At 56.3% G+C, this 24,786-nt stretch carries 22 protein-coding genes; 3 read left to right on the top strand and 19 right to left on the bottom strand.

What is annotated here, in order from left to right; translation table 11 throughout:
* Positions 1 to 91: 91 nt before the first annotated feature.
* From menE to J4650_RS10350, 8 genes are all read right to left on the bottom strand, one after another.
* Entirely contained in the window at positions 92 to 1,459 is a 1,368-nt protein-coding gene (menE, locus tag J4650_RS10385) for an o-succinylbenzoate--CoA ligase (protein ID WP_000144658.1), read from the bottom strand.
* Positions 1,456 to 2,418: an o-succinylbenzoate synthase gene (menC, locus tag J4650_RS10380; protein WP_001255557.1), complete on the bottom strand. Its 963-nt coding sequence runs from the start codon at positions 2,416 to 2,418 to the stop codon at positions 1,456 to 1,458. The genes menE and menC overlap by 4 nt, the downstream gene beginning before the upstream one ends.
* On the bottom strand, positions 2,418 to 3,275 hold the full coding sequence (menB, locus tag J4650_RS10375; protein ID WP_000640013.1) for a 1,4-dihydroxy-2-naphthoyl-CoA synthase: 858 nt from the start codon (positions 3,273 to 3,275) through the stop codon (positions 2,418 to 2,420). Before menB ends, menC begins: the two co-directional genes overlap by 1 nt.
* A 14-nt stretch (positions 3,276 to 3,289) precedes the next feature.
* Positions 3,290 to 4,048 (bottom strand): 2-succinyl-6-hydroxy-2,4-cyclohexadiene-1-carboxylate synthase, encoded by a 759-nt coding sequence (menH, locus tag J4650_RS10370; protein WP_021294160.1) that lies wholly within the window; start codon positions 4,046 to 4,048, stop codon positions 3,290 to 3,292.
* Positions 4,045 to 5,715 carry a 2-succinyl-5-enolpyruvyl-6-hydroxy-3-cyclohexene-1-carboxylic-acid synthase gene (gene menD, locus J4650_RS10365; protein WP_023993410.1) on the bottom strand — a complete coding sequence of 557 codons (1,671 nt, stop codon included), beginning with the start codon at positions 5,713 to 5,715 and terminating at the stop codon, positions 4,045 to 4,047. The genes menH and menD overlap by 4 nt, the downstream gene beginning before the upstream one ends.
* Before the next feature lie 85 nt (positions 5,716 to 5,800).
* On the bottom strand, positions 5,801 to 7,096 hold the full coding sequence (gene menF / locus J4650_RS10360; protein WP_000555674.1) for an isochorismate synthase MenF: 1,296 nt from the start codon (positions 7,094 to 7,096) through the stop codon (positions 5,801 to 5,803).
* A 100-nt stretch (positions 7,097 to 7,196) separates the two neighbouring features.
* Positions 7,197 to 7,502 carry a stress response protein ElaB gene (gene elaB, locus J4650_RS10355; protein WP_001519663.1) on the bottom strand — a complete coding sequence of 102 codons (306 nt, stop codon included), beginning with the start codon at positions 7,500 to 7,502 and terminating at the stop codon, positions 7,197 to 7,199.
* Positions 7,503 to 7,556: 54 nt separating this feature from the next.
* Entirely contained in the window at positions 7,557 to 8,018 is a 462-nt protein-coding gene (locus tag J4650_RS10350; protein WP_023993411.1) for a GNAT family N-acetyltransferase, read from the bottom strand.
* A gap of 60 nt (positions 8,019 to 8,078) precedes the next feature.
* On the opposite strand from J4650_RS10350, the gene rbn reads away from it, so the two are divergent.
* Both rbn and J4650_RS10340 read left to right on the top strand, forming a co-directional pair.
* The gene (rbn, locus tag J4650_RS10345) at positions 8,079 to 8,996 is read left to right on the top strand and encodes a ribonuclease BN (RefSeq protein WP_000419093.1); all 918 of its coding nucleotides are present in this window, start codon (positions 8,079 to 8,081) and stop codon (positions 8,994 to 8,996) included.
* Between the two features lie 65 nt (positions 8,997 to 9,061).
* Complete coding sequence (locus tag J4650_RS10340; protein ID WP_000368560.1) at positions 9,062 to 10,063, top strand: chemotaxis protein; 1,002 nt, start codon at positions 9,062 to 9,064, stop codon at positions 10,061 to 10,063.
* A gap of 40 nt (positions 10,064 to 10,103) precedes the next feature.
* On the opposite strand, the gene J4650_RS10335 is transcribed toward J4650_RS10340, so the two are convergent.
* Complete coding sequence (locus J4650_RS10335) at positions 10,104 to 11,885, bottom strand: VWA domain-containing protein (protein WP_023993412.1); 1,782 nt, start codon at positions 11,883 to 11,885, stop codon at positions 10,104 to 10,106.
* Between the two features lie 459 nt (positions 11,886 to 12,344).
* On the opposite strand from J4650_RS10335, the gene J4650_RS10330 reads away from it, so the two are divergent.
* Positions 12,345 to 12,512 (top strand): DUF1877 family protein, encoded by a 168-nt coding sequence (locus tag J4650_RS10330; protein ID WP_223149278.1) that lies wholly within the window; start codon positions 12,345 to 12,347, stop codon positions 12,510 to 12,512.
* A gap of 377 nt (positions 12,513 to 12,889) precedes the next feature.
* Here J4650_RS10330 and nuoN read toward each other — a convergent pair whose 3' ends face one another.
* The 10 genes from nuoN to nuoE all read right to left on the bottom strand — a co-directional run bounded on the left by nuoN (position 12,890) and on the right by nuoE (position 24,784).
* Positions 12,890 to 14,347, bottom strand: a complete 1,458-nt coding sequence (gene nuoN / locus J4650_RS10325; RefSeq protein ID WP_000156667.1) for an NADH-quinone oxidoreductase subunit NuoN — start codon at positions 14,345 to 14,347, stop codon at positions 12,890 to 12,892.
* A gap of 6 nt (positions 14,348 to 14,353) precedes the next feature.
* On the bottom strand, positions 14,354 to 15,883 hold the full coding sequence (gene nuoM, locus J4650_RS10320; RefSeq protein WP_000926428.1) for an NADH-quinone oxidoreductase subunit M: 1,530 nt from the start codon (positions 15,881 to 15,883) through the stop codon (positions 14,354 to 14,356).
* Between the two features lie 76 nt (positions 15,884 to 15,959).
* The gene (gene nuoL, locus J4650_RS10315; protein ID WP_023993413.1) at positions 15,960 to 17,801 is read right to left on the bottom strand and encodes an NADH-quinone oxidoreductase subunit L; all 1,842 of its coding nucleotides are present in this window, start codon (positions 17,799 to 17,801) and stop codon (positions 15,960 to 15,962) included.
* Positions 17,798 to 18,100 (bottom strand): NADH-quinone oxidoreductase subunit NuoK, encoded by a 303-nt coding sequence (gene nuoK, locus J4650_RS10310; RefSeq protein ID WP_000612687.1) that lies wholly within the window; start codon positions 18,098 to 18,100, stop codon positions 17,798 to 17,800. Before nuoK ends, nuoL begins: the two co-directional genes overlap by 4 nt.
* On the bottom strand, positions 18,097 to 18,651 hold the full coding sequence (nuoJ, locus tag J4650_RS10305; protein WP_000393524.1) for an NADH-quinone oxidoreductase subunit J: 555 nt from the start codon (positions 18,649 to 18,651) through the stop codon (positions 18,097 to 18,099). The genes nuoK and nuoJ overlap by 4 nt, the downstream gene beginning before the upstream one ends.
* Positions 18,652 to 18,661: 10 nt before the next feature.
* The gene (gene nuoI, locus J4650_RS10300; RefSeq protein ID WP_000172747.1) at positions 18,662 to 19,204 is read right to left on the bottom strand and encodes an NADH-quinone oxidoreductase subunit NuoI; all 543 of its coding nucleotides are present in this window, start codon (positions 19,202 to 19,204) and stop codon (positions 18,662 to 18,664) included.
* A gap of 14 nt (positions 19,205 to 19,218) precedes the next feature.
* Positions 19,219 to 20,196, bottom strand: coding sequence for an NADH-quinone oxidoreductase subunit NuoH (nuoH, locus tag J4650_RS10295; protein ID WP_000118515.1), 978 nt, complete (start codon positions 20,194 to 20,196; stop codon positions 19,219 to 19,221).
* The gene (nuoG, locus tag J4650_RS10290) at positions 20,193 to 22,919 is read right to left on the bottom strand and encodes an NADH-quinone oxidoreductase subunit NuoG (RefSeq protein ID WP_001518099.1); all 2,727 of its coding nucleotides are present in this window, start codon (positions 22,917 to 22,919) and stop codon (positions 20,193 to 20,195) included. The genes nuoH and nuoG overlap by 4 nt, the downstream gene beginning before the upstream one ends.
* Before the next feature lie 30 nt (positions 22,920 to 22,949).
* Complete coding sequence (nuoF, locus tag J4650_RS10285; protein WP_000800048.1) at positions 22,950 to 24,287, bottom strand: NADH-quinone oxidoreductase subunit NuoF; 1,338 nt, start codon at positions 24,285 to 24,287, stop codon at positions 22,950 to 22,952.
* Entirely contained in the window at positions 24,284 to 24,784 is a 501-nt protein-coding gene (nuoE, locus tag J4650_RS10280) for an NADH-quinone oxidoreductase subunit NuoE (RefSeq protein ID WP_000545038.1), read from the bottom strand. Before nuoE ends, nuoF begins: the two co-directional genes overlap by 4 nt.
* Positions 24,785 to 24,786: the final 2 nt, after the last annotated feature.

Here is a 24,786-nt window from a genome sequence, read left to right as displayed (position 1 = left end):
CCCGTTTCACGCTGATTGTTCATAACACGTTACACATCAACGGATAAACAAAACGGCAATAGCGATGGAATGGTTGTATATTAACCTAACATTAATTTTTGCAGTTCTCACACACCCACTGCTGGAGCGCACGGCGAGATATTTTAATCCCTCCGTTTTTCAGTTCTGACGGCAGCGTCAACCAGCGAACCGGCTGCTGAAAACGCGCCAGCTTATCGCGAACCCATTCAGCGAGGTTCACGTCTCCGGCCTGCGATGCATACTCCACAACCGCAACGGGACGATGACCAAACTCTTTATCTTCTACCGGCACGACGAAGGCTTGTTGCACCAGCGGATGCGCGTTAATAACGCGTTCAACTTCCTCCGGCTGAATGCCTTCGCCGCCGCTAAAGAACAGGTTGTCCAGCCGCCCGGCGATGGTTAGCCTGCCGTGGTTCAGCTCGCCGCGATCGCGCGTGGCAAACCAGCCTTCGTCATTAACCAGCGGGATCAGTTTGCCATCACGCCAGTAACCTTCCGCCATACTGGCGGCGCGCAGCCAGACTTCATTATCGACGATTCTGATCTCTCTGCCGGGAAGCGGCGCGCCAACATCATCCGAACCATCGGCCTCTTTGGCGCATACCGTAGACGCGAACTCCGTGAGCCCATACCCGCACCAGCAGCGAATCCCTTGTTTGCTGGCCTGGTCGGTGAGTTCAACCGGAATCACCGCGCCGCCGAGCAAAACGGCTTTCAGCGTCACCGCCGCCCGATTCGCCAGCAGCCGCCATAGCTGCGTCGGCACCAGCGAAGCATGAGTACACCCTGCCAGCATCTGCTCCAGCGGTTGCTTATCGCGTACCGTCATGCGCGCCCCGGCGAAGAGCCAACGCCACATAATACCCTGCCCGGATACATGAAACAGCGGCAGCGATAGCAGCCAGTCATCCTGCGGGCCAAACGGCATTAGCGAAAGCACTCCCTGCGCGCTGGCAAGATGCGCCTGGCACGTATGTACGGCCGCTTTTGGCAATCCTGTGGAACCCGATGTCAGCGTCATGGAAACCAGACGCTGCGGTTGCCAGGCCACAGCATACGCCGCTGTGCTCTTTTGTATCTGCAACGCGGTTAATCCGGAAAACGCGTTTTCGCCTTCCAGTGTCAGCGCAAAACGCAGCGTTAACTTCGGCACCAGCGCCTCCAGCAACGTCTGGGGCAACTGCGGATTGACGGGCAGAACCCGCGCGCCGCACTGCATCAGCGCAAGCCATGCCAACAGAGTGCGCGGCTGATTCCCGGCGCGCAGCAGGACACCGTCGCCCTCGCGTACGCCCTGCGCGGCAAACCCGCCCGCCAGCGCATCAATACGCTCACAGAGGGCGCGCCAGCTTAGCACTTCATCGTTCAGGCGCAGAGCGGGCGCCTGGCTGCGAACCTGACGCCAGTGGCGCCACGGCCAGTCCGTGAATGTCATAACAGTCGTTCCAGCTCATCACGCTTCAGACAAGGCAACGCGCTACCGGGCCAGGGGCGAACCTGTTGCGCCTGCATCAGATGCAAGGTATCCAGTCCGGGCAGCGTTCCCGGCGTCAACCAGGCGGCAATCCGCGCCAGTTGCGTCAGGCCGAGGCTGGACTCGATCGAAGAGCTGATAACCACCGTCAGTCCCAACGCATGGGCGGCAGCGACTTGCTCACGCACTTTATCAAGCGATCCGGTCAGAGTAGGTTTGATAACCACAGCCTTGACGCCCTCTTCGGCTTCAAAGGTGAAATCCGCTTCGCGCAGACTTTCGTCCCAGGCAATCGCGATGCCGGTTTCACGGGCAAAGGCGCGGGAATCATCCCGCGTCTTACACGGTTCTTCGAGAAAGGCGATACGAGCGCGGTAGTCCGGATTAACATACTTTGCGAACTGTTGGGCTTTTAGCGGTGTCCAGGCGCGATTCGCATCCAGACGCAGATGCAGATCCGGGATAGCCTCCAGCAGCAAATTAACCACCATGCCGTCGCGTACCGCTTCATAGAGACCCACTTTGACCTTAGCGATTTTCTCGCCGGGCATATCGGCAAGCCGCAGCACCAGATCGTCAGGATCGCCAGTGCATAACGGCGCGGCGCGATAGTCCGCCGCCTCCGGCAATACGCCAGTCAGTTCCGCCAGCGCGCAGCTTGCGCCAAACGCGACCGAAGGCATCTCCGGTAATCCCTCGCTCCCCTGAAGCCAGTCATTCACCCATGTCAGGAGCGCCGTCTGCGCCTCTTCCCACGTTTCCTGACTGAAGCCCGGCAGCGGGGAGATCTCTCCCCACCCTTCACGCTCGCCGTCACGCAGACAAACATACAGCCCGTCGCGAGTTTTTAACCGCCTGTCGCGCAGAACCACCCCCGCGTCCATGGGGATCTGCCAGCGGTATACCTGCGCGCTACGCATTATGGGTTCCGTTTGAATTTGCTGAAGTCAGGCTGACGCTTCTGGTTAAAGGCGTTACGGCCTTCCTGCCCTTCTTCCGTCATGTAGAACAGCATGGTAGCGTTGCCGGCCAGCTCCTGCAGCCCGGCCTGACCGTCACAATCGGCATTCAGCGCCGCTTTCAGGCAACGCAGCGCCATCGGACTGTTTTGCAACATTTCGCGGCACCAACGCACGGTCTCTTTTTCCAGATCCGCCAGCGGAACGACGGTGTTAACCAGCCCCATATCCAGCGCCTGTTGCGCATCGTACTGGCGGCACAGGAACCAGATTTCACGCGCTTTCTTCTGACCAACGATACGCGCCATATACGAAGCGCCCCAACCGCCGTCAAAGGAGCCGACTTTCGGACCGGTCTGGCCGAAGATGGCGTTTTCCGCCGCGATGGTCAGGTCGCACATCATGTGCAGCACATGACCACCGCCGATGGAGTAACCCGCGACCATCGCGACAACCGGTTTTGGACAGGTGCGAATCTGGCGCTGGAAGTCCAGCACGTTCAGGTGATGCACGCCGGAGTCATCCTGATAACCGCCGTAATCGCCGCGCACCTTCTGGTCGCCGCCCGCGCAAAACGCTTTATCGCCTTCGCCGGTCAGAATAATCACGCCCACGTTGTCGTCGTAACGGGCATCCGCCAGCGCCTGAATCATCTCTTTGACGGTCAACGGACGAAATGCATTGCGCACCTGCGGACGATTAATAGTGATTTTTGCAATACCGTCGGTGGATTTTTCATAACGAATGTCGGTGTAACCCTCCGAGCAGTCGTGCCATTCTACCGGTGCGTAAAGCATTGTTTCATCAGGATAGATCATAGTGTGTCCTTTAGTCAGAGACGCAGAATCTGAGCCAGACTGTCTACCACGCCAGCGGGGTTTTCCCGATGCGCGTTGTGTCCGGCGTTACGAATGACATGGCATGTCGCCGCCACTTCCTGCGCCAGGGCGCGGAATTTGCTGTCGCGTTCGCCACATAAATAATAAAACGGAAATGCCAGCGCGTTGAGCGCCTCGCGTAAATCCGGCTGGACGGCAAGCGATGTCGCCTCCAGCATCGCAGCCAGCGTTTCGCCGTTATTCTGGCTACGCAGCGCCGTTAGCGCCTGTCTTTGCTGCGCCGTCAGCGAGGCGAACACCAGCTGCTGATACCAGTCGTGAAAAACCTCAGTCAGGGGTTCACGACGAAAACGCTCTGCCCAGCGCCCGTCGGACAATCGTCTTTCAGCGCGCGCCTGTTCATTTTGCAGCCCCGGATGACCGCCTTCAACCACCAGGCCGCACAGGCCTGGTATTCCCTGGCAGGCTGCCATCATCGCCACCCGGCCGCCAAGGGAGTATCCCACCAACCAAAACTTTAGTATGTTGTAACTAATTAACGTAGCGCGCAGTAATCTGATGACATCGGCAAAGCCGCCGACCGGAATAGCCGCAGATCCGCCATGTCCCGGTAAGTCAATATAAAGCCGCGAACAGCCGTGAAACTGTTCGCCAACCGGCTGCCATTCACGGCAATCGCCAGAAAAACCGTGCAGGAAAACCAGTGAGGGCGCCCCAGGCTGTCCGGGCATGTGCTGCGCGTGCAACATCATAGATGGCTTACCTGAGCCAAAAGTTGCTGCAACGTCTGCGCGCCGTCCGTATCGTTTACCACCAGCTCAATCACCGTTGTCGCCGGGGTTCGCCACGCGCCAGCCAGCGCAGACTCCAGCTCTTCCCAGTTTTCCGGGCGATGATAGCGCAGGTTAAACATGGCGGCCGCATGGTCAAAATGGACGTTTTGCGGCATCAAATAAAAGCGCTCGCGTTTGCTTTGCGGCGTCGGCAGCAGGGAAAAGATCTGCCCGCCGTTATTGTTGACCACAATCAACACAAACGGCGCAGATACCTGACGTAGTAACGCCAGCGCGTTAAGATCGTACAGCGCGGATAAATCGCCGACGATAGCCAGCGTCGATTTAGCGCTGGCGCGCTGCACGCCCGCCGCCGTGGAAAGCAGGCCGTCAATGCCGCTCGCCCCGCGATTGCTGTATACCGGATAGCCAGCCGGCAACTGTGACAGCGCGTCGATCAGACGCACCACCAGACTATTGCCCACGAACAATTGCCCCTGCTCCGGCAGATAGTCGCGGATACGGTGCGCCAGCTGCGCTTCGCCAAAGGTGTCTCGCTGCGCGACCACCCGTTGCCACGCCAGTTCTGCCAGACGCGGGATCTCTACACACCACGGTTTACGTTTTTCCGCCGGATGCATCTCCAGCCAGTCGGCGATTTTCGCTACCAGTCTGCGTCCACGATGGTGCGCCGGGTCCAGACGACCTTCAATATTGTCGATTACCCAATACTCTTCCGGCTCGCAGGTTGCCTGCCATTGCAGTAAGCGTTTTCCGGTAAGGCTACCGCCAAGCTGGACGACAATCTGCGCCTGCTGCAGTTCGGTCACCGCTTTGGCGTTGCCGAGCCACAGGTCGGCGCACGGCAGCGGCTGCCCGGTTTGCGACAATACGTCGCCAATTAATGGCCATCCCAGAGTTTGCGCCCACTGCGCCACTTTTTTGCCTTCTTCCGCGCTCATACGCCCGGCGACAACGACGCCGCGTTTTTGTCGCCAGAAGAACCAGTCGCGCTGTTTGTCGCTTTCCAGTCGACGCGCTTCGCGCAGCCAGGGTTTTTCATCCTGCCACCAGTCGCCGAGACGCTGCTGCCAGACCAGACCGGTGTCATTCATATCGCCATACAGCGGTTCGGCAAAAGGACAGTTAATGTGCAGCGCGCCCGCATGAAGCATAGCGAGCGCATTGTCGATGGTCGACACCAGCCAGCGCGCCGGAATATCCTGCGTGGGACGCGGCAACGACAGAGTTTGGGAGGGGTGAGAGGCAAACATCCCCGCCTGACGGATCGCCTGGTTGGCGCCGCAGTCAATCAGCTCCGGCGGGCGATCGGCGGTAAGTAAAATGAGCTTCTCGCCCGTCAGACCCGCCTCAATCAGCGCCGGATAGAGGTTCGCCACGGCGGTACCTGAAGTGACAATAACGGCAACCGGCTGCTGGCTGACTTTCGCCAGCCCTAACGCCAGATGACCAAGCCCACGCTCATCAAAGTGCGTATGGTGAATAAAAGCAGGATTCTCTGCCGCCGCCAACGTGAGCGGCGTGGAACGGGAACCAGGGGCGATACAAACATGCCTGACGCCATGACGGGTTAAGGCTTCCAGGATGACCGCCGCCCAGCGCCGGTTAAATGCACTTACTGACATGAGTTTGTCCGGTATCAATCATTGGGACTAAGTATAAAGAGCTGCAAAAATGGATTATTGATATGGGTCGGGAATATGTGACTCATTACGCATCCATCTGCAATAAGGTACGTAACCCGGCCGCTTTATTATCTATTTCCTGCCATTCCTGTTCCGGATCGGAGCCGCGGACGATTCCCGCGCCGGCATACAATCGCACCACATTGGCCGTCACTTTGGCTGAACGTAACGTCACGCAAAACTCACTTTGCCGCGTGGAGAGATAGCCTGCCGACCCGGCATACCATTCACGTTCGAACGGCTCATGTTGTTCTATAAAACAACGCGCGGGTTCACGAGGGATCCCGGCGACCGCTGCGGTAGGCTGTAACTGATGCAGGCAGAGCGTGTCGTCCGCCTGATTAAGCGCCGTCCAGATACAGCGGCGCAAATGCTGAACCTTGCGCAGTCTGAGCACCTGCGGCGGCAGCACATCCAGCGAGTGGGTGCAGTTTTGCAGTCGCTGGCAGATGTCTTCGACAACCAGCATATTTTCTCGCTGGTTTTTATCGTCTTTCATTAACCATTCGCCAAGCTGCCAGGCTTTATGGTTATCCGGATGGTTCGCCACCGTCCCGGCCAGCGCTTCGGTACGCAGCGCCGTTTCACGCCGCCGCCAGAGCCGCTCCGGTGATGATCCCAGAAAGGCGGTATCGGCGGAAAAGGCCATAAAAAAGTGGTAGCAGTTGAGATTTAAACGACGACTGGACGCCATCATCGCGGCGGCATTGACCGGACGGGAGAACTGTAAGTCGGTGGCCCGCGCCAGCACAACTTTATCAAACGCCTCTTGCGCAATGGTGTGGGTGGCCTGCTGAATCAGCTTCACCCAACCGTCTTTGTCCGGCCAGTGTTGTTCGCTCGTGAGCGAAAGGCGCAGCGCCGGAACAGGCTTAATACCGACCAGAGAAGCGAGAAACGCTTTCGCCTGGCGCGCATCATCGCGTAGCGAAACGTCACTGTGCAGATGTAAGCGTAAGGTCGCCGTACCCCCGCTACGTCGCCACTCCAGCCGCGGCAGCAATAAGTAGCCCTCTTTCGGCTCGAACGCATTCAGCCCCCAAATACGCAGGTCAGGCTGCGCGTGCTGACGTAAAAACCGTTGCGCCAGATCGAGCGATGAAAAGACGGTGATTGCCCCGAGAACGGCAGCTTCTTCGTCGCCATTGCGCTGTTGCCAGTAGAATTGCGGGAAGGATGACTGGCTGGCCAGCCAGCTCAATGCATCGAAGGCATCGTTTAAAGGGAAAGGCGCATCGAAAACGCAAAGCCCTGGCGTCGCCGGTATCTCTTGCGATAGCTGACGCGTCAGATTTTCCAGCGCAGTAGTAATAGAATGCACGCGGACCCTCCCTGTTAAAAACCCCACATTATACGGGGTACTGCCCTAAAAAAGCAGTACCTCATTTAGGGAGGGTTGCAATTCTGTTCAGTAGGGGGATTTAGCGCCGCGCCAGCAGCAGTCCAAGTACCAGTCCTACCGCCGCGCCTACGCCAATACCCTGCCAGGGTTTTTCATGAACGTAGTCATCCGCTTTATAAACGGCCTGCTTTGCCCGGTAATAATAGCTATCCGACGCATGGCTTACGCGGTTTTTCACCTCTTCCAGCGCTTGTTCCGCGCGGGCTTTCAGCTCAATGTATTTTTGATCGGCGGGATCGCCTGAGGAACGTAAAATCTCTTCCAGCGTTTCGCTGAGCAAAGTCAGATCATCATCAACACGTGATTCACCAAATTGATATGACATTCTCATTCTCCGTTGTGTTAACACCTGCTCCTAACTATAGTCAACGGTTTCGGTTTATGCCTGATGAACCTCCCGCGCCATTCCCCGGTGCGGAATGCCATCTTCGTCATAAACATCGGTGACGGGAATAAAACCAAACCGCGCATAAAAAGGTTGCAGATGCGCCTGCACCCCCAGATATAGCGGCTTATCCGGCCAGTGCCGCCCACAAGATTCCAGCGTTTTCGCCATTAATTGCTGGCCCAGTTTCGCCCCTCGCCAGGCATCGCTGACGATCACCCGGCCAATGACAACCGGGTCTGATTCGTTATCGCTTTTCAGAATCCTCGCATACGCCACCAGCTCATCCTGGTGCCAGCCCAGAATATGCCGATTGTCGCCGACTAAATCATCGCCATCCACATCCAGGTAAGGACAGCGCTGTTCTACCACAAAGACCGCGCAGCGCAATTTGAGTAACGCGTAAAGTTGAGGAACGGTAAGTTCGCTATGGTGGAGATCCTGCCAGTCAATCATGATGCGCTCCTGTGTTGTGGTAATCTTGGGTTAAACGATAACCAAACGTGTATGGACAAGATGGAATTAATTTTTTTAGGTACGTCCGCAGGCGTTCCCACGCGCTCACGCAATGTAACGGCAATTTTATTACATCTGCAACATCCAACGCAGCCGGGAGTATGGCTTTTTGATTGCGGCGAAGGGACACAGCATCAAATGCTTAATACCGCGTTTCATCCCGGTAAGCTTGAGCGCATTTTTATCAGCCATCTTCACGGAGATCATCTGTTTGGCCTGCCGGGTCTGCTATGCAGCCGGTCGATGGCGGGGAACCCCCATCCGCTAACCGTATACGGGCCTCAAGGCGTGCGTGAGTTTATTGCAACCACACTGCGCCTTAGCGGTTCATGGACCGATTTTCCGTTGCAAATTGAAGAAATTAGCGCAGGCGATATTCTTGACGACGGTCTGCGTAAAGTGACCGCATTCAGGCTGGAGCATCCACTGGAGTGCTACGGATATCGCGTTGTTGAACATGACAAGCCTGGCGCGCTGAATGCCAGGGCGTTAAAAGCCGCAGGCGTTACGCCCGGCCCGCTGTTTCAGGCGTTGAAGGCAGGAAAAACCGTCACGCTTGCCGATGGAAGGCAGATCAATGGCGCCGACTACCTTGCTCCCGCCGTGGCCGGGAAATCAGTGGCGATTTTCGGCGATACCGCGCCCTGCGAGGCCGCCCTCGCGCTGGCGCAAGGCGTGGATGTGATGGTCCATGAAACCACGCTGGATGCGTCAATGGAGGAGAAAGCCAACGCTCGCGGACACAGCTCCACCCGTCAAACCGCGACGCTGGCGCGGGAAGCTGCCGTCGGTCGGCTGATCATGACCCATATTAGCTCACGCTATGACGATAAAGGCTGTCAGCGCTTACTGGCGGAATGCCGTGCTATTTTCCCGGCGACGGAGCTGGCTTACGATTTTTCTGTTTTCCCGGTTTAGCGCTCCATTTTTTGTCCTCATTGCCGATAACACTAAAAAAGGCAGGCTTTCATAATGAGGTTAGGATGGACAATTTTCAGAAAGATATTGATGACAGGGCCAATTTAACCCTGTCCAACCGTTTTGAACTGCTGTTATTCCGTCTTGGTACATCGCTGCATGAACAGAAGTCAGAGCTGTTCGGCATCAATGTATTTAAGCTGCGCGAAATCGTACCAATGCCCGCCTTTACGCGCCCGGCAGGCATGAAAGCGCCACTATTGGGCATGGTCAATATTCGGGATCAGGTCATTCCGGTGATTGATTTGCCAGCGGTAGCGGGCTGCAAGCCGGAAACCGGGCTGAATATTTTGCTGATCACCGAATATGCGCGCAGCGTACAGGCATTTGCCGTCGAGTCGGTGGAAAATATTATGCGTCTTGACTGGCAACAGGTGCATACCGCCGAGAAAGCCGTCAACGGTCGCTACATCACCAGTATTGCCTGCCTGGATGATAACAAAGAAACCAACAACCTGGCGCTGGTGCTCGACGTTGAGCAGATCCTTTATGATATTGTCCCCTCCAGCCACGATCTGCGCGCCACCAATCTGAAGACCAATAAATTTTATATTACCCCAGGCGCGGTAGCCATTGTGGCGGAAGACTCCAAAGTCGCCCGCGCGATGCTGGAAAAAGGGCTGAACGCGATGGGAATTCCGCACCAGATGCATGTGACCGGCAAGGATGCCTGGGAGAGAATCCAGCAACTGGCGCAGGAAGCGGAGGCCGAAGGTAAGCCAATTAGCGAGAAAATCGCGCTGGTCCTGACAGATCTTGAGATGCCGGAGATGGATGGCTTTACGTTAACGCGTAAAATTAAAACCGATGAACGGCTGAAAAAGATCCCGGTCGTTATCCACTCTTCCCTTTCCGGCAGCGCCAATGAAGATCATATACGTAAAGTGCAGGCCGACGGCTACGTGGCCAAGTTTGAGATTAACGAACTCTCTTCGGTCATTCAGGAAGTGCTGGAGCGCGCAGCAACAAACAGCCAGGGACCACTGATCAGCCGCAAAAGCGCCTGACGTAACAGGGGATGCCTACAGTACAGGCATCCCCTGACGCTTAGTGAGACAAGCCTTCCGCCAGTTTTACCAGTTTAATAAACTCCGCGCGATAGCCTTGTTTATCTTCCCCGCGCGCCTGTTCACCCCATTTAATAATTTGCGGCCAGGTTGTATCTGCCAGCGTTTCTGAGCCACGCAGTTTTTGCCCGAAAGCCGCTACCGCCGCGCGGAAACGAAAATCTTCAGAGGCGTCAGCAAAGCTCGGCATCTTTCCCATAACGACCGGGAACTCGGCTAATGTACTTTCGCTGCCCTGCGGCGCTTTCCAGCGCAATTTGATCCACGCCAGCTCGCTTGATTTTGTTGGCTTTGAGGCGGCTTTGTCCTGAGCGTAGCGCAGTTTATCCACCGAGGCTTTCTGCCCGTTAAGCGTTAGTTCAAAGAATAGCGTGACGTGTTTACCCGCGCCGATATCACCCGCATCAACCTTATCGTTATTGAAATCCTCGTCGCGCAGTTGGCGTTTTTCATAACCAATCTGCCGGTACTCAGTCACCCACTGCGGATTAAATTCGATTTGCGATTTTACATCTTTGGCAACGGTGACCAGCGTTTGATGCATCTCATCCTTGAGGACTTTTTGCGCCTCGGAGAGGGAGTCGATGTAGCTGTAATTGCCGTTACCCACATCAGCAATTCTCACCATCATGGCTTCGTTGAAATTGTCATCGCCGACGCCCAGCGTAGATAAGGTAATACCTTTCTCGCGCTCTTTTTTTACCAGCGCTTCGATGTCTTTGGGATCGGTAATACCGAGGTTAAAATCACCGTCGGTGGTCAACAAAATGCGGTTAACGCCGCCTTTGATAAACCCTTTTTCGGCCTGCTCGTAGGCTAGTCGTAATCCCGCTTCACCACCGGTACTCCCGTAAGCATCCAGATTATCAATTGCCGCTTTAATCGCGGTTGTGTTATTTCCCGCTGTAGACGCCAGCGCGACGTGAGTGCCGCCCGCGTAGGTCACAATCGTGATGTTATCCTGCGCACGCAGATCGTTCACCAGCAGTTTTAGCGCCGACCGGATCAACGGCAGGCGTTCCGCTGGCTGCATAGAGCCGGAAGTATCAATGAGAAAAACCAGGTTGGCAGGTGGTGGATCTCTGGTCTGCATGTCCCGGGCCTGAACATCAACTTTTAATAGCGTACGCTGCGCGTTCCACGGCGAGGGAGCCAGTTCGTATTTTACCGCAAATGGCATCGGTATACAGGCCACAATGGGTTTAGTGTTATCCTGCTTATCCGCAACGGGCTGAGGGGCGGGAAAGTAGTTGAGCATCTCTTCTACCCGCACGGCTTCCGGCGGCGGCAGTTGTCCCTGATTCAGAAAGCGCCGCACGTTAGCGTAGCTGCCAGTGTCTACATCCAGACTAAACGTGGCGAGCGGCGCCTGACTTACCTGTTTAATCGGATTTTCATCGTAGTGTTCGTAACGCGCGGTTCCCATTACATTACCGCCTTGTGCAGCGAACGCTTTTGGTGCCGCGGCACGTGTCTGCATTACATATTGCGGTGCTTCGGCTGTTGCCAGAGATGCCGCTTTGGCATCTGCCAGGGCTTTGGCTTCAGCATATTCGGCTGCTTTTTTCGCAGCCTGTTGGGCGGCCTCGGCTTGTCTTTTCTGGACAGTGTCATCCCCGGCCTGAGCGCTATTTTCTTTCTGGATAGTCCGCTTCTGTTTTAACTCAGCCGGATTATTTCCCTGCGGGTCGGAGGGCTCCGGCCCACAGCCCGAGAGAATAACCCCACCCAACAACAGCATTAATGTTTTTCCGTTAAGCATACAAATTCCTTTTCAATTATATTCGGGTAATTCTCTGCAGATGTCCTGCATTATATTCCGCTTTACTTTTATTATCAGCATGACGAAAGTAGAAAATAATTTTACCTGCGTTAATAGCCACCAATAATAAAAAAGATAATTATATTTTTGAGGTAAATAATATTTACGTTTAAGATGAACGGCTTAATCAGTTGCTGGCGTTCGACCCACAGATTCTGCGTGAAGAACACTATTTACAGGTGACCGATTTACCAAAAGTGAATATATAAGATGGGGGACTATCTGCACTGTGCCCTCGCCGATACTTCCTTTTACAACCTACCAAACAGCAATCCATTAAGCCGTGCCGACACTCACGTTATTGATGGAAAGATATTATATGCCGCCGTCACATGAAATAATGAAGTGAGCGCGATCGGACGCCCTGAAAAACGCTGACAGAAATACGCTTCAGATCAAATTTTTCCCATTGAAGTCGATGAGATAGACATTTATCCGGGAAACGGGTCACGAAAACAGTTGGGAGAGTTGTTCCACTGCCTGATGCAAGAAATGGACAAACTGCTGAGTTTTTATCAGCGATGCCTGAGAAATGACAGTCACGTTATAATTTTTATAGCGGAGTAATGGGCCATATGTTTAACACTTCGACAATTATTGTGAATTACCCATATGAAACCGCTGGCGCTTACGGAACCGCCCAACATCCGGCTCTTCGTTCGTCGGGACGTGTTGGGTATGAATTTGGGTTAGCTTCGCTCCACCCAACCTACGCCACTAATACAACGTTGATGCCGGATGGCGACTACGCCTTATCCGGCATCTGGTTCTGTGTTCGTTGAAAAAGTGTTGGGTTTCGGCTACGCCTCACCCAACGAGTCTATGGTCTCTATGCGTCACAGGTTTTCATAAGTTGGATGCAATCCAACATTTAGAGGCTCAGGTATTGCTCATCAGCCTCAACCGCCGATAAATCGGCGGTTATTGACATCATCAACGCGGCATTACATCAGCGGCATCGCCAGTTGCACAAGGCTAATCAGCGGCTGCGGCCAGACGCCCAGTACCAACACCAGCAACGCGGAGATCAGCACCACGATACCGCCTGCGCTGTACTGCCAGTTTGTCGGCGCGTCGCGTCCCGGTTGCTGCGGCGCGTGCAGGTAGAGACTCACCGCAACGCGCAGGTAGTAGTACAAACCAATCGCGGAACCCACCACCACGGCGGCGACCAGCCACCACAGGCTGGCCTGAACGCCGACCGCCAGCACGTAGAATTTGCCGATAAAGCCCAGCGTCATCGGGATACCTGCCAGCGACAGCATCATCACCGTCATCACCGCGGCAAGAACCGGGCGGTGCCAGAATAGACCACGGTAAGAGTACAGAGAATCCGCATCCGGGCCGCGGAACGGGCTGGACATCAGGCTGACCACGCCAAACGCGCCGAGGCTGCTGAACAGATAACCGGCCAGGTAAACGCCTACCGCTTCCATCGACATCTCGCCGCTCTGCAGGGCAATCAGCGCCACCAGCAGATAGCCGAGGTGAGAAATAGAAGAGTAACCGAGCAGACGTTTGATGTTGGTCTGGCTCAGCGCCATCAGGTTACCGAAGATGATAGAGGCAAAGGCGATAATGCCCAGCACCACGCGTACCGCTTCGCTATCGCCTACCGGCGCATAGAGGAACAGACGCATCACCACGCCGAAGATAGCAATTTTGCTCGCCGTCGCCAGGAAGGTGGAAACCGGCGCAGGCGCGCCCTGATAAACGTCTGGCGTCCACAGGTGGAACGGCACCAGAGAGAGTTTAAAGCCCAGACCGACAATCATCAGGCCAAAGCCCGCCAGCAGCAACGGCTCGTGCAGCATACCATCGCCGAGGCTCTTACCGAGCGCTTCGAAAGACAGGTTGCCGGACTGCGCGTACACCAGCGCCATCCCGAACAGCAGGAAAGACGAGGCGGCGGCGGAGAGGATGGTGTATTTGATACTGGCTTCCAGCGAGCGTTTCTGGCGGAAAGCATAACCAATCAGGCCGAACAGCGGCAGCGAGATCAGTTCAATACCAAGGAACAGCGCCGCCAGATGGTTAGCGTTCGCCAGCAGAATTCCGCCCAGGCTGGCGATTAACACCAGCAGGTAGAACTCTTCCTGGTTATCGTTATAGCCTTCCAGCCACGGGTAGGCAAAGGTACAGGTGGCGAGGCTCGCCAGCAGCACCAGCCCGGTGTAGAGCATCGCAAAGCCGTCAACGCGCATTAGCGGCGTGACGTCCATTGCCCCAGCCTGGCCGACAAACCAAAGCGAAACCAGAGCAGCGTTAAGCCCAATGACCGACAGCGTGGCATTGAGGAAGTGATTGCGTCGCCACGCAATGGAGAGCATCACAACCACCACCGTCAAGCCGACGATCAGCAGCGGTAGCAGCGCAATCAGGTGTTGTGGAGTTATTGTCATGGCGATTTACGGCCTTGTAGTAGTAACGGAATTAACAAACCACTGCTGGATGTTGCTCATCGCAGAATGCGAGGTATCCAGAATCGGCTGCGGATAGAAGCCAAGCAGTACCAGAAGCACCACCAGCAACAGAATGATAAACAGCTCGCGCAGCGACATCCCTGGCAGTTCCTGGCTGGCAATCTGGCTCTTCGCTTTACCGAAGTAAGCGCGATGCAGCATCGCCAGCGAGTATACAGAGGCGAATACCAGCCCAAAGGTGGAGATCACGGTAATCATCGGCACCACCTGGTAGCTGCCGAACAGAATCATAAATTCGCCAACGAAGTTACCGGTGCCCGGCATACCGAGCGTCGCCACCGCAAAGAACATGGACAGCGCAGGCAACCACTTCATCTTGCCCCACAGGCCGCCCATCATACGCATGTCACGCGTATGCAGACGTTCGTACAACTGGCCACACAGAATGAACAGACCGGCTGCGGACAAACCGTGCGCAATCATCTGAATCACCGCGCCCTGGTACGCCAGCTGACTGCCGGTGTAGATAGCGATCAGCACGAAGCCCATGTGGGAAACGGAGGTATAAGCAATCAGGCGCTTGATGTCGTATTGGGTAAAGGCCATCCACGCGCCGTAGAAAATGCCGATAACGCCAAGCCACATGGCGATAGGCGCAAACTCCGCCGACGCGTTCGGGAACAATGGCAGGGAGAAACGCAGCAGACCGTAAGCGGCGGTTTTCAGCAAGATACCGGCCAGGTCGACGGAGCCGGCGGTCGGCGCCTGGGAGTGCGCATCCGGCAGCCAGCCGTGCAGCGGAACCACCGGCATTTTCACCGCGAAGGCGATGAAGAAGCCCAGCATCAGCAGATATTCCACACCGTGGGACATCGGCGTGTTCAGCAGCTCTTCATAATTGAAGGTCCACACGCCGGTCGCGTTGTAGTGCACAAAGACCAGCGCCAGGATGGCAATCAGCATCACCAGACCACTCGCCTGGGTGTAGATGAAGAACTTGGTCGCCGCCGTGATACGCGTTTTCCCGTCAGAGGCTTTGTGGCCCCACAGCGCTATCAGGAAGTACATCGGCACCAGCATCATTTCCCAGAAGAAGAAAAACAGGAACATGTCGATGGCCAGGAACACGCCGATAACGCCGCCTAAGATCCACATCAGGTTCAGGTGGAAGAAGCCCTGATATTTTTCGATTTCTCGCCAGGAGCAAAGCACCGCCAGAACGCCGAGCAGGCCGGTCAGCACCACCATTAGCAGCGACAGTCCGTCGAGCGCCAGATGGATAGAGATGCCAAAACGCGGGATCCACGGCAGGACAAATTCAGATTGCCACTGAGGAATACCGGCGGATTGCGTCAGTGAGTAGCCGCCCTGCAACCACAATTGCAGACCGAGCGCCAGCGTCAGCCCCATGGTAATCAGCGCTATCCAGCGCGGCACCTTCACGCCAAAGCGTTCGGTCTGCCAGCACAGAAAGCCGCCGATAAAGGGAATCAATATTAGCCAGGGTAGTAACATGGCGATTTTTATTCCTTTTTAAGGCCTCTGACAGAGGCCTGATTTTCAACGAATTTGGATAAAATTCACTTTACGATCAACGCAGTACCATCAACAGCGCCAGCACCACAACCGCGCCGATGCTCATGGATGCCACATACCAGCGCAAATAACCGTTCTCGCTCAGTACCAGGCCTTTGCCTGCAAAACGGGAAAGGATAGCCGGAATGTTCATCAACGCATTAAGCGGGTCGCGCTTCAGCAGCCAGGTGATACCGAGGAATGGCTTGACGAATACTTTGTCGTACAGCCAGTCAAAGCCCCAGGCGTTATACCACCAGGTGCCCAGCAGACGGCCCGGCGCGCTGTTGGCGATCGACGTCACCAGCGTGCGTTTACCCAGCCACAGCCATGCGGCAATCAGGATGCCGGCAATCGCCACTACGCCAGAGGTAATTTCCAGGGTCAACACACGACCATGCGCCAGTTCAGTTGTCTGCGGCAGCACCCCCTGCAATGGCGGCACAATCAGCGCACCAACAAAGGTAGACAGAATCATCAGGACAATCAGCGGCAGATGGTGGGTAATCCCCTTCCCTGCATGAGCATGAATTTGTTCTTTACCGTGGAATACGATGAAAATCATCCGGAAGGTGTACAGCGAGGTCATGAACGCGCCGACCAGACCCGCCACCATCAGATTGATATGACCGTTCGCCATCGCCCCGGCCAGAATCTCATCCTTACTGAAGAAGCCCGCAGTGACCAGCGGCAGCGCCGACAGCGCCGCGCCCCCCACCAGGAAGCAGGCATACACCAGCGGAATGGACTTACGCAGACCGCCCATCTTAAAGATGTTCTGTTCGTGATGGCAGGCCAGAATTACCGAGCCGGAGGCCAGGAACAGCAGCGCTTTAAAGAAGGCGTGCGTCATCAGGTGGAAAATCGCCGCATCCCACGCCTGCACGCCAAGCGCCAGGAACATGTAGCCAATCTGGCTCATGGTGGAATAGGCCAGCACGCGTTTGATGTCGGTCTGCACCAGCGCGGCGAAACCTGCCATTACCAGCGTAATCGCCCCGATAATGCCCACCAGATGCAGAATTTCCGGGGTCATCAGGAACAGACCATGGGTACGAGCGATCAGGTAGACACCGGCGGTCACCATGGTGGCGGCGTGGATCAGCGCGGAGACCGGCGTCGGACCGGCCATCGCGTCGGCAAGCCAGGTCTGCAACGGTAGCTGCGCAGATTTACCGACCGCGCCGCCCAGCAGCATCAGCGTCGCCCACATCAGCATGTTGTTGCCGTCAGCAAAGTGCGCTGGCGCCAGCTCGACCATTTCGCGGAAGTTCAGCGTGCCCAGTTCGTTGTAGAGAATGAACAGCGCGAAGGCGAGGAACACGTCACCGACACGGGTCACCACGAAGGCTTTCATTGCCGCTGCGCCATTCTTCGGATCGCTGTAATAGAAGCCGATCAACAGATAAGAGCACAGGCCCACGCCTTCCCAGCCGAGGTACATCAACAGCAGGTTATCGGACAGCACCAGAACAACCATGCTGGCGATAAACAGGTTGGTATAAGCGAAGAAGCGAGAGTAGCCCTCTTCCCCACGCATGTACCAGGACGCGAACATGTGGATCAGGAAGCCGACGCCGGTGACCACAGAGAGCATGGTCAGCGACAGGCCGTCCAGCACCAAATTAAAACCGATGTTGAAGTTACCGACCGACATCCACGTCCACAGCGGCTGGCTGAACGCCTGTTTGCCGTTGGCGAAGAAATCCATCCCGACAAACGCTGTCACCAACGCCGCCAGACCAACGGAGCCCACGCCAATGGTCGCGGAGAGATTTTCCGACCAGCGTCCGCGAGAGAACGCCAGCAGTACAAAGCCAATCAATGGCAGAATAATGGTTAAGGCAAGCATGTTCATCCACGCATCTCACTTACTGAATCGATGTTCAGGTTCTGGCGACGGCGATGGAGTTGCAGCAACAGTGCAAGTCCAATACTCGCTTCCGCAGCCGCAAGGCTGATGGCGAGAATGTACATCACCTGACCATCGGTCTGGCCCCAGTAGCTCCCGGCGACCACAAAGGCCAGCGCGGAGGCGTTAATCATGATTTCCAGCCCGATCAGCATAAACAGCAGATTGCGGCGGATAACCAGACCGGTTAAACCCAGGACGAATAAAATCGCAGCGAGGATCAGTCCATGTGTTAAGGGGATCATGCGCGCTCCTCCGTTTTTCTTTTCGCGCGGTCATCGGTGCGGTTGCTTAGCACTTCGCCCGCACGCTCTTCACGACCGACGTGGAACGCCACCACCAGGCCTGCCAGCAGCAGCATAGACGCCAGTTCGACCGCCAGAACATAAGGCCCGAACAGCGTAATGCCCACCGCTTTCGCGCTAATCGGCGTGCCGTCGATGCCCTGGTCGTTAACGCCCAGAATGGCGTACACAATGACCGCCAGCATAATGGCCGACAAAACCGCCGGACCAATCCACACCTGCGGCTTCAGCCACTGGCGTTCCTGTTCGATTTCGCTGCCGCCGAGGTTGAGCATCATCACCACGAACACAAACAGCACCATGATGGCACCCGCGTAGACGATAATTTCCAGCGCACCGGCAAAGTAAGCGCCCAGCGAAAAGAACACCCCGGAAATCGCCAGTAGCGATATCACCAGATACAACAGCGCGTGTACCGGATTGGTATGGGTGATCACTCGCAGGGTCGCGAGGATGGCTATCAGGCCACAGATATAAAAAGCGAATTCCATTGCCCTCTCCTTACGGTAACAGGCTCTTGACGTCGATAGGCTTGGCTTCGTTCTCTGCTTCGCCTTTATCTTTGCCGTCGATTGCCATACCCGCCATCCGGTAGAAGTTATATTCCGGGTATTTGCCCGGACCGGAAATCAGCAGATCCTCTTTTTCGTACACCAGATCCTGACGTTTGTATTCGCCCAGTTCGAAGTCCGGGGTCAACTGAATCGCCGTGGTCGGGCACGCTTCTTCGCACAGGCCGCAGAAGATGCAGCGTGAGAAGTTAATGCGGAAAAATTCCGGATACCAGCGGCCATCTTTGGTCTCCGCTTTTTGCAGAGAGATACAGCCTACCGGACAGGCTACCGCGCACAGGTTACAGGCAACGCAGCGCTCTTCACCGTCCGGGTCGCGCGTGAGCACGATACGACCACGGTAACGGGGCGGTAAATAGACCGGCTCTTCCGGATACATCCGCGTTTCGCGTTTGGCGAACGCATGCAGGCCGATCATCCAGATACTGCGTACCTGAGTGCCGAAACCTACTAATAATTCTTTTAAGGTCATGGTCTTTGTGTCCCTTATTGCGCCTGCCACAGAATGACAGCCGCCGTTACCAGCAAGTTGATGAGCGTCAGCGGCAGGCAAACTTTCCAGCCGAAGGACATTACCTGGTCATAACGCGGACGCGGTAACGACGCACGAATCAAAATGAACATCATCATGAAGAACGCGGTTTTCAGCGCGAACCAGACGAATGGCGGTAAGAACGGGCCATGCCAGCCACCGAAGAACAGCGTTACCATCAGCGCGGAAACGGTGACGATACCGATGTACTCCCCCACGAAGAACAGACCGAATTTCATACCGGAATATTCGATGTGGTAACCGTCCGCCAGTTCCTGCTCGGCTTCCGGCTGGTCAAACGGGTGACGGTGACAGACCGCTACGCCCGCGATGGCGAAAGTAACAAACCCAAAGAATTGCGGAATCACGTTCCACAGATGCGCCTGGTTATTGACGATATCGGTCATATTAAATGAACCGGCCTGCGCCACTACGCCCATCAGGGAAAGACCAAGAAACACTTCGTAGCTCACCGTCTGGGCAGACGCGCGCATCGCGCCGAGCAGCGAGTATTTGTTGTTACTCGACCACCCGGCGAACAGTACCGCATAAACCGCCAGACCGGCCATCATCAGGAAGAACAGAATCCCGATGTTTAAATCGGCCACCACCCAATTAGGGCTAACCGGCACAATGGCGAAGGAGAGCAGCAGCGAAGTAAACGCGATCATCGGCGCCAGGGTAAAGATGACGCGATCCGAGAATTTCGGGATCCAGTCTTCTTTAAAGAACATCTTGATCATATCCGCGACCAGCTGGAGCGAGCCGCCCCAGCCAACGCGGTTTGGTCCATAACGGTTCTGGAACAGACCCAGCAGACGACGTTCGCCAAAGCTCATGAAGGCCCCGCAGGTGACGACCACCAGCAGAATCACCACCGCTTTGAGAATGCTCAGCAGGATCTCAATCAGATCCGGTGTAATCCAACTCATTGTTGCGCCTCCCGCAGATCTTCAAGACGCGCGCCAGCCAGAACCGGCGCGATGCCAGGCATACCCATCGGCAGCCCTACCTGCCCTGCCGCTAACCCTTCAGAGATTTCAACCGGCAGCGTCACCGTATTGCCATCGTAGCTAAAGGAGACGCGCGTCCCGGCATTGACGCCCAACTTCGCGGCATCCGCCGGGTTAAGTTTGATATACGGCTGCGGCATACGGCTCTGGAAGACCGGAGAACGCTGAGACAATTCGTCGCTGCCAAACAGGTGGTAATACGGCGCAATACGCCACTGACCGTCCTGCGCCTGGAAGCTTGCCGGCACGGTAGTGAAATAATCCAGACCGCCCTCAGTCGCTTCAATCAAACGCACGCCCGGATCGCCGTGACGCAGTTTGCCGCCCACTTCATCCTGGAATTTGTTCCACGCCTGCGGGGAGTTCCAGCCCGGCGCCCAGGCGAACGGAATTTCAGATCGCGGGGCAGTCGGTTGGTTATTCCCTTCCATCGAGAAGGCGAACATGGTGTCTTTATCCTGCGGCTGACGTGGTTCATGCACGCTGATATTGGCGCGCATCGCCGTACGACCGCTGTAACGATGCGGTTCGCGCGCCAGCTTCTGCCCACGAATGCGGAAGGTCGCATCCGGCGCGGCGTCCTTAATGCCGGCAAATTGCGGCATGGCGGCAATGACCGCGTCGATCACGTGGTCAAGCTGAGTCCAGTCCACTTCGCGGTTTTCGACGGTGCTGTGCAGCGAATGCAGCCAGCGCCAGCTTTCCAGCATAATCGTCTTGTTATCGTAGTAGGCCGGATCATAAACCTGGAAGAAGCGCTGCGCGCGGCCTTCGTTGTTGATGACCGTACCATCGCTTTCGGCGAAGCTTGCCGCGGAAAGCACCAGATGCGCGTTTTCCATAATCGCCGTGCGCTGATGGTCAACCACCATCACCAGCGGCGCTTTGGCGAGCGCGGCGTTCACGCGCGTAGCGCTTGCATGACGGTGGAGATCGTTTTCCAGCACCACCACCGCGTCCGCGCTGCCGGTTTCCAGCTCGCCCAACGCATCGTCAAGCGAACCGCCGCCCATCATACCCAGCCCCATGCTGTTCACGGAGCGGGCAATCATAGTAATACCGACGTCGGCGCCACGGCCTTTCAGCGCTTTCGCCACGTTGGCGGCCGCCTGAATCACCTCACTGCTACCGGCGTTAGTGCCGGAGATAATCAGCGGTTTTTTCGCGCCGGCCAACGCCTGCACAATGACATCAATTTTGTTTTGTAAGTCGCTGTCGATACCGTCAACCGCAGGCGCTGTGTTGTCCAGCGCATGAGCAATCGCAAAGCCCAGGCGCGCCTGATCTTCCACCGGCGCGCGATAGGTCCAGGCGGCGATATCATCCAGACGGGTGTCGTCCACGTTGGTCACGAACAGCGGATGTTTGGCACGCTGGCCGATGTTAAGGATGGCCGCAATCTGCCAGTCGGCCACTTTCTGCGCCGCCGCCATTTCACGCGCTTTACCCTTCACCGCCTGACGTACCGCCAGCGCAACGCGCGCGCCGGTCTGGGTAACGTCTTCGCCCAATACCAGTACCGCGTCATAAGATTCGATTTCCCGCAGCGCCGGGGTGTAAATGCCGCCTTCACGCAGCACTTTCAGCGCCAGTTGCAGACGTTCCTGCTCGCCGCGCGCGATACCGGTGTAGAAGTTTTCCGCACCAACCAGCTCACGCAGCGCAAAGTTGCTCTCAATGCTGGCGCGTGGCGAACCGATACCGATCACTTTCTTCGACTGGCGCAGAATATCCGCCGCGCCCTGCATCGCCTGCTCGGCGTTGAGAGTAATAAAGTCATCGCCGCGGCGCTGAACCGGCTGACGCGGACGGTCTTTCAGGTTCACATAGCCATAGCCGAAACGACCGCGGTCGCAGAGGAAGTAGTGGTTAACGGTACCGTTGTAACGGTTTTCGATACGGCGTAATTCGCCATAGCGCTCGCCCGGGCTGATGTTACAGCCGATGGAACACTGCTGGCAGATGCTCGGCGCAAACTGCATGTCCCATTTACGGTTGTAACGCTCGGAGTGCGTTTTATCGGTGAAGACGCCGGTCGGGCAAATCTCGACCAGGTTACCGGAGAATTCGCTTTCCAGCGTACCATCTTCCGGACGCCCGAAGTAGACGTTGTCATGCGCGCCATAGACGCCCAGATCGGTGCCGTCGGCATAATCTTTGTAGTAACGCACACAGCGGTAGCAGGCGATGCAGCGGTTCATTTCGTGCGAGATGAACGGCCCCAGATCCTGGTTGCGGTGGGTACGTTTGGTGAAACGGTAACGACGGAAACTGTGACCCGTCATCACGGTCATATCCTGAAGATGGCAGTTACCGCCCTCTTCACAAACCGGACAGTCGTGCGGGTGGTTAGTCATCAGCCACTCCACCACGCTTTCACGGAACTGTTTCGCTTCTTCGTCGTCAATAGAGATAAAGGTACCGTCGGTGGCTGGCGTCATACAGGACATCACCAGGCGACCACGCGTATCTTCCGCGTTTTGGTATTGCTTCACCGCACACTGGCGGCAAGCACCGACGCTTCCCAGCGCCGGGTGCCAGCAAAAATACGGAATATCAAGGCCGAGGGACAGACATGCCTGTAGCAGGTTGTCCGCGCCGTTGACCTCGTATTCTTTGCCGTCTACATGAATCGTAGCCATTAGCATGCTTCCAAATTAAAAATCGTTAACTCACCAGCGCTCTTTGAGCAGGTTCGGCTGAATACCATTGATTAAATGGGTATTGCTGAACGGCTGCTTGATGCCAGCTTCGAATTCTTCGCGGAAATACTTAATTGCGCTTTGCAGTGGCTCAACCGCGCCCGGCGCATGCGCGCAGAAGGTTTTACCCGGTCCGAGGAAACGACACAGTTGCTCAAGTGTCTCGATATCCCCCGGCTGGCCTTCGCCACGCTCCAGCGCGCGCAGAATTTTCACGCTCCACGGCAGCCCGTCGCGGCATGGCGTACACCAGCCGCAGGATTCGCGGGCAAAGAACTCTTCCAGGTTACGCACCAGCGATACCATGCCGATTTCGTGGTCTACCGCCATCGCCAGCGCAGTGCCCAAACGGCTGCCTGCTTTACCGATACTTTCGAACTCCATCGGCAGGTCAAGATGCGCCTCGGTCAGGAAGTCGGTTCCCGCCCCGCCCGGTTGCCAGGCTTTGAATTTCAGGCCATCGCGCATACCGCCCGCGTAGTCTTCAAGGATCTCGCGCGCGGTGGTGCCGAACGGTAATTCCCACAGGCCCGGATTCTTCACGCGGCCCGAGAAGCCCATCAGCTTGGTACCCGCATCTTTGCTTTTCGAGATGTTCTGGTACCACTCCACGCCGTTGGCGAGGATTGCCGGGACGTTGCACAACGTTTCGACGTTATTCACACAGGTCGGTTTGCCCCATACGCCGGAGGTCGCCGGGAAGGGCGGCTTGGAGCGTGGGTTCGCGCGGCGGCCTTCGAGGGAGTTAATCAGCGCCGTTTCTTCACCACAGATGTAACGCCCTGCCCCGGTGTGGACAAACAGTTCAAAGTCGAACCCGGTGCCCATGATATTTTTGCCAAGCAGCCCGGCCTCGGTGGCTTCAGCAATCGCACGGCGCAGATGTACAGCCGCTTCGATATATTCGCCGCGCAGGAAGATGTAGCCGCGATACGCTTTCAGCGCGAACGCGGAGATCAGCATGCCTTCCACCAGCAGGTGCGGCAGCTGTTCCATCAGCAGACGGTCTTTATAGGTGCCCGGTTCCATTTCATCGGCGTTACACAGCAGGTAACGGATGTTCATGGATTCATCTTTCGGCATCAGGCTCCACTTCAGACCGGTGGAAAAGCCCGCGCCGCCGCGCCCTTTCAGACCGGCGTCTTTTACCTGGCTGACGATTTCATCCGGAGACAGGCCGGTCAGCGCCTTACGCGCGCCTTCGTAGCCGTTTTTGCTACGATATTCATCCAGCCAGACCGGCTGTTTGTCATCGCGCAGACGCCAGGTCAGCGGATGGGTTTCGGGAGTACGGATAACGTTTTTCATTTATACCGCTCCAGTAGTTCAGGAATGGCTTCCGGGGTCAGATGGCTGTGAGTATCCTCATCAATCATCATGTTCGGCCCTTTATCGCAATTCCCCAGGCAGCAGGTCGGCAGCAGCGTAAAGCGACCATCAAAGGTCGTCTGCCCCGGTTTGATGTTGAGATTTTTTTCCAGCGCGGCCTGAATCCCCTGATAGCCGGTGATATGGCACACCACGCTGTCGCAGTAGCGAATCACGTGGCGACCGACCGGCTGACGGAAGATCTGGCTGTAGAATGTGGCGACGCCTTCGACGTCGCTCGCCGGAATACCCAACACATCGGCAATAGCGTAGATCGCGCCGTCCGGCACCCAGCCACGCTGCTTCTGAACTATTTTCAGCGCTTCAATGGACGCCGCACGCGGGTCTTCGTAGTGGTGCTTCTCGTGCTCTATCGCTTCACGCTCTGCCGCACTCAGCTCAAAAGCCTCGGTTTGTGGTTGTTGATTCTCGTGCATAA

It is taken from the genome of Salmonella sp. 32120201201600049SM (assembly GCF_017572835.1).
GTDB classification, from domain to species: domain Bacteria; phylum Pseudomonadota; class Gammaproteobacteria; order Enterobacterales; family Enterobacteriaceae; genus Salmonella; species Salmonella enterica.
The sequence above is the reverse complement of the archived record's forward strand: the minus strand, read 5'-3'. Positions and strand labels throughout refer to the sequence as shown.

Bases quoted from the DNA above. Each gene is read 5' to 3' on its own strand.
- nuoG (WP_001518099.1), bottom strand. From the start codon at position 22,919: ATGGCTACGATTCATGTAGACGGCAAAGAATACGAGGTCAACGGCGCG.
- menD (WP_023993410.1), bottom strand. From the start codon at position 5,715: ATGTCAGTAAGTGCATTTAACCGGCGCTGGGCGGCGGTCATCCTGGAA.
- rbn (WP_000419093.1), top strand. From the start codon at position 8,079: ATGGAATTAATTTTTTTAGGTACGTCCGCAGGCGTTCCCACGCGCTCA.
- nuoJ (WP_000393524.1), bottom strand. From the start codon at position 18,651: ATGGAATTCGCTTTTTATATCTGTGGCCTGATAGCCATCCTCGCGACC.
- menC (WP_001255557.1), bottom strand. From the start codon at position 2,418: ATGCGTAGCGCGCAGGTATACCGCTGGCAGATCCCCATGGACGCGGGG.
- nuoI (WP_000172747.1), bottom strand. From the start codon at position 19,204: ATGACCTTAAAAGAATTATTAGTAGGTTTCGGCACTCAGGTACGCAGT.
- J4650_RS10340 (WP_000368560.1), top strand. From the start codon at position 9,062: ATGGACAATTTTCAGAAAGATATTGATGACAGGGCCAATTTAACCCTG.
- nuoN (WP_000156667.1), bottom strand. From the start codon at position 14,347: ATGACAATAACTCCACAACACCTGATTGCGCTGCTACCGCTGCTGATC.
- nuoK (WP_000612687.1), bottom strand. From the start codon at position 18,100: ATGATCCCCTTAACACATGGACTGATCCTCGCTGCGATTTTATTCGTC.
- J4650_RS10335 (WP_023993412.1), bottom strand. From the start codon at position 11,885: ATGCTTAACGGAAAAACATTAATGCTGTTGTTGGGTGGGGTTATTCTC.
- nuoH (WP_000118515.1), bottom strand. From the start codon at position 20,196: ATGAGTTGGATTACACCGGATCTGATTGAGATCCTGCTGAGCATTCTC.
- nuoL (WP_023993413.1), bottom strand. From the start codon at position 17,801: ATGAACATGCTTGCCTTAACCATTATTCTGCCATTGATTGGCTTTGTA.
- nuoE (WP_000545038.1), bottom strand. From the start codon at position 24,784: ATGCACGAGAATCAACAACCACAAACCGAGGCTTTTGAGCTGAGTGCG.
- menB (WP_000640013.1), bottom strand. From the start codon at position 3,275: ATGATCTATCCTGATGAAACAATGCTTTACGCACCGGTAGAATGGCAC.
- menE (WP_000144658.1), bottom strand. From the start codon at position 1,459: ATGACATTCACGGACTGGCCGTGGCGCCACTGGCGTCAGGTTCGCAGC.
- nuoM (WP_000926428.1), bottom strand. From the start codon at position 15,883: ATGTTACTACCCTGGCTAATATTGATTCCCTTTATCGGCGGCTTTCTG.
- nuoF (WP_000800048.1), bottom strand. From the start codon at position 24,287: ATGAAAAACGTTATCCGTACTCCCGAAACCCATCCGCTGACCTGGCGT.
- J4650_RS10350 (WP_023993411.1), bottom strand. From the start codon at position 8,018: ATGATTGACTGGCAGGATCTCCACCATAGCGAACTTACCGTTCCTCAA.
- elaB (WP_001519663.1), bottom strand. From the start codon at position 7,502: ATGTCATATCAATTTGGTGAATCACGTGTTGATGATGATCTGACTTTG.
- menH (WP_021294160.1), bottom strand. From the start codon at position 4,048: ATGATGTTGCACGCGCAGCACATGCCCGGACAGCCTGGGGCGCCCTCA.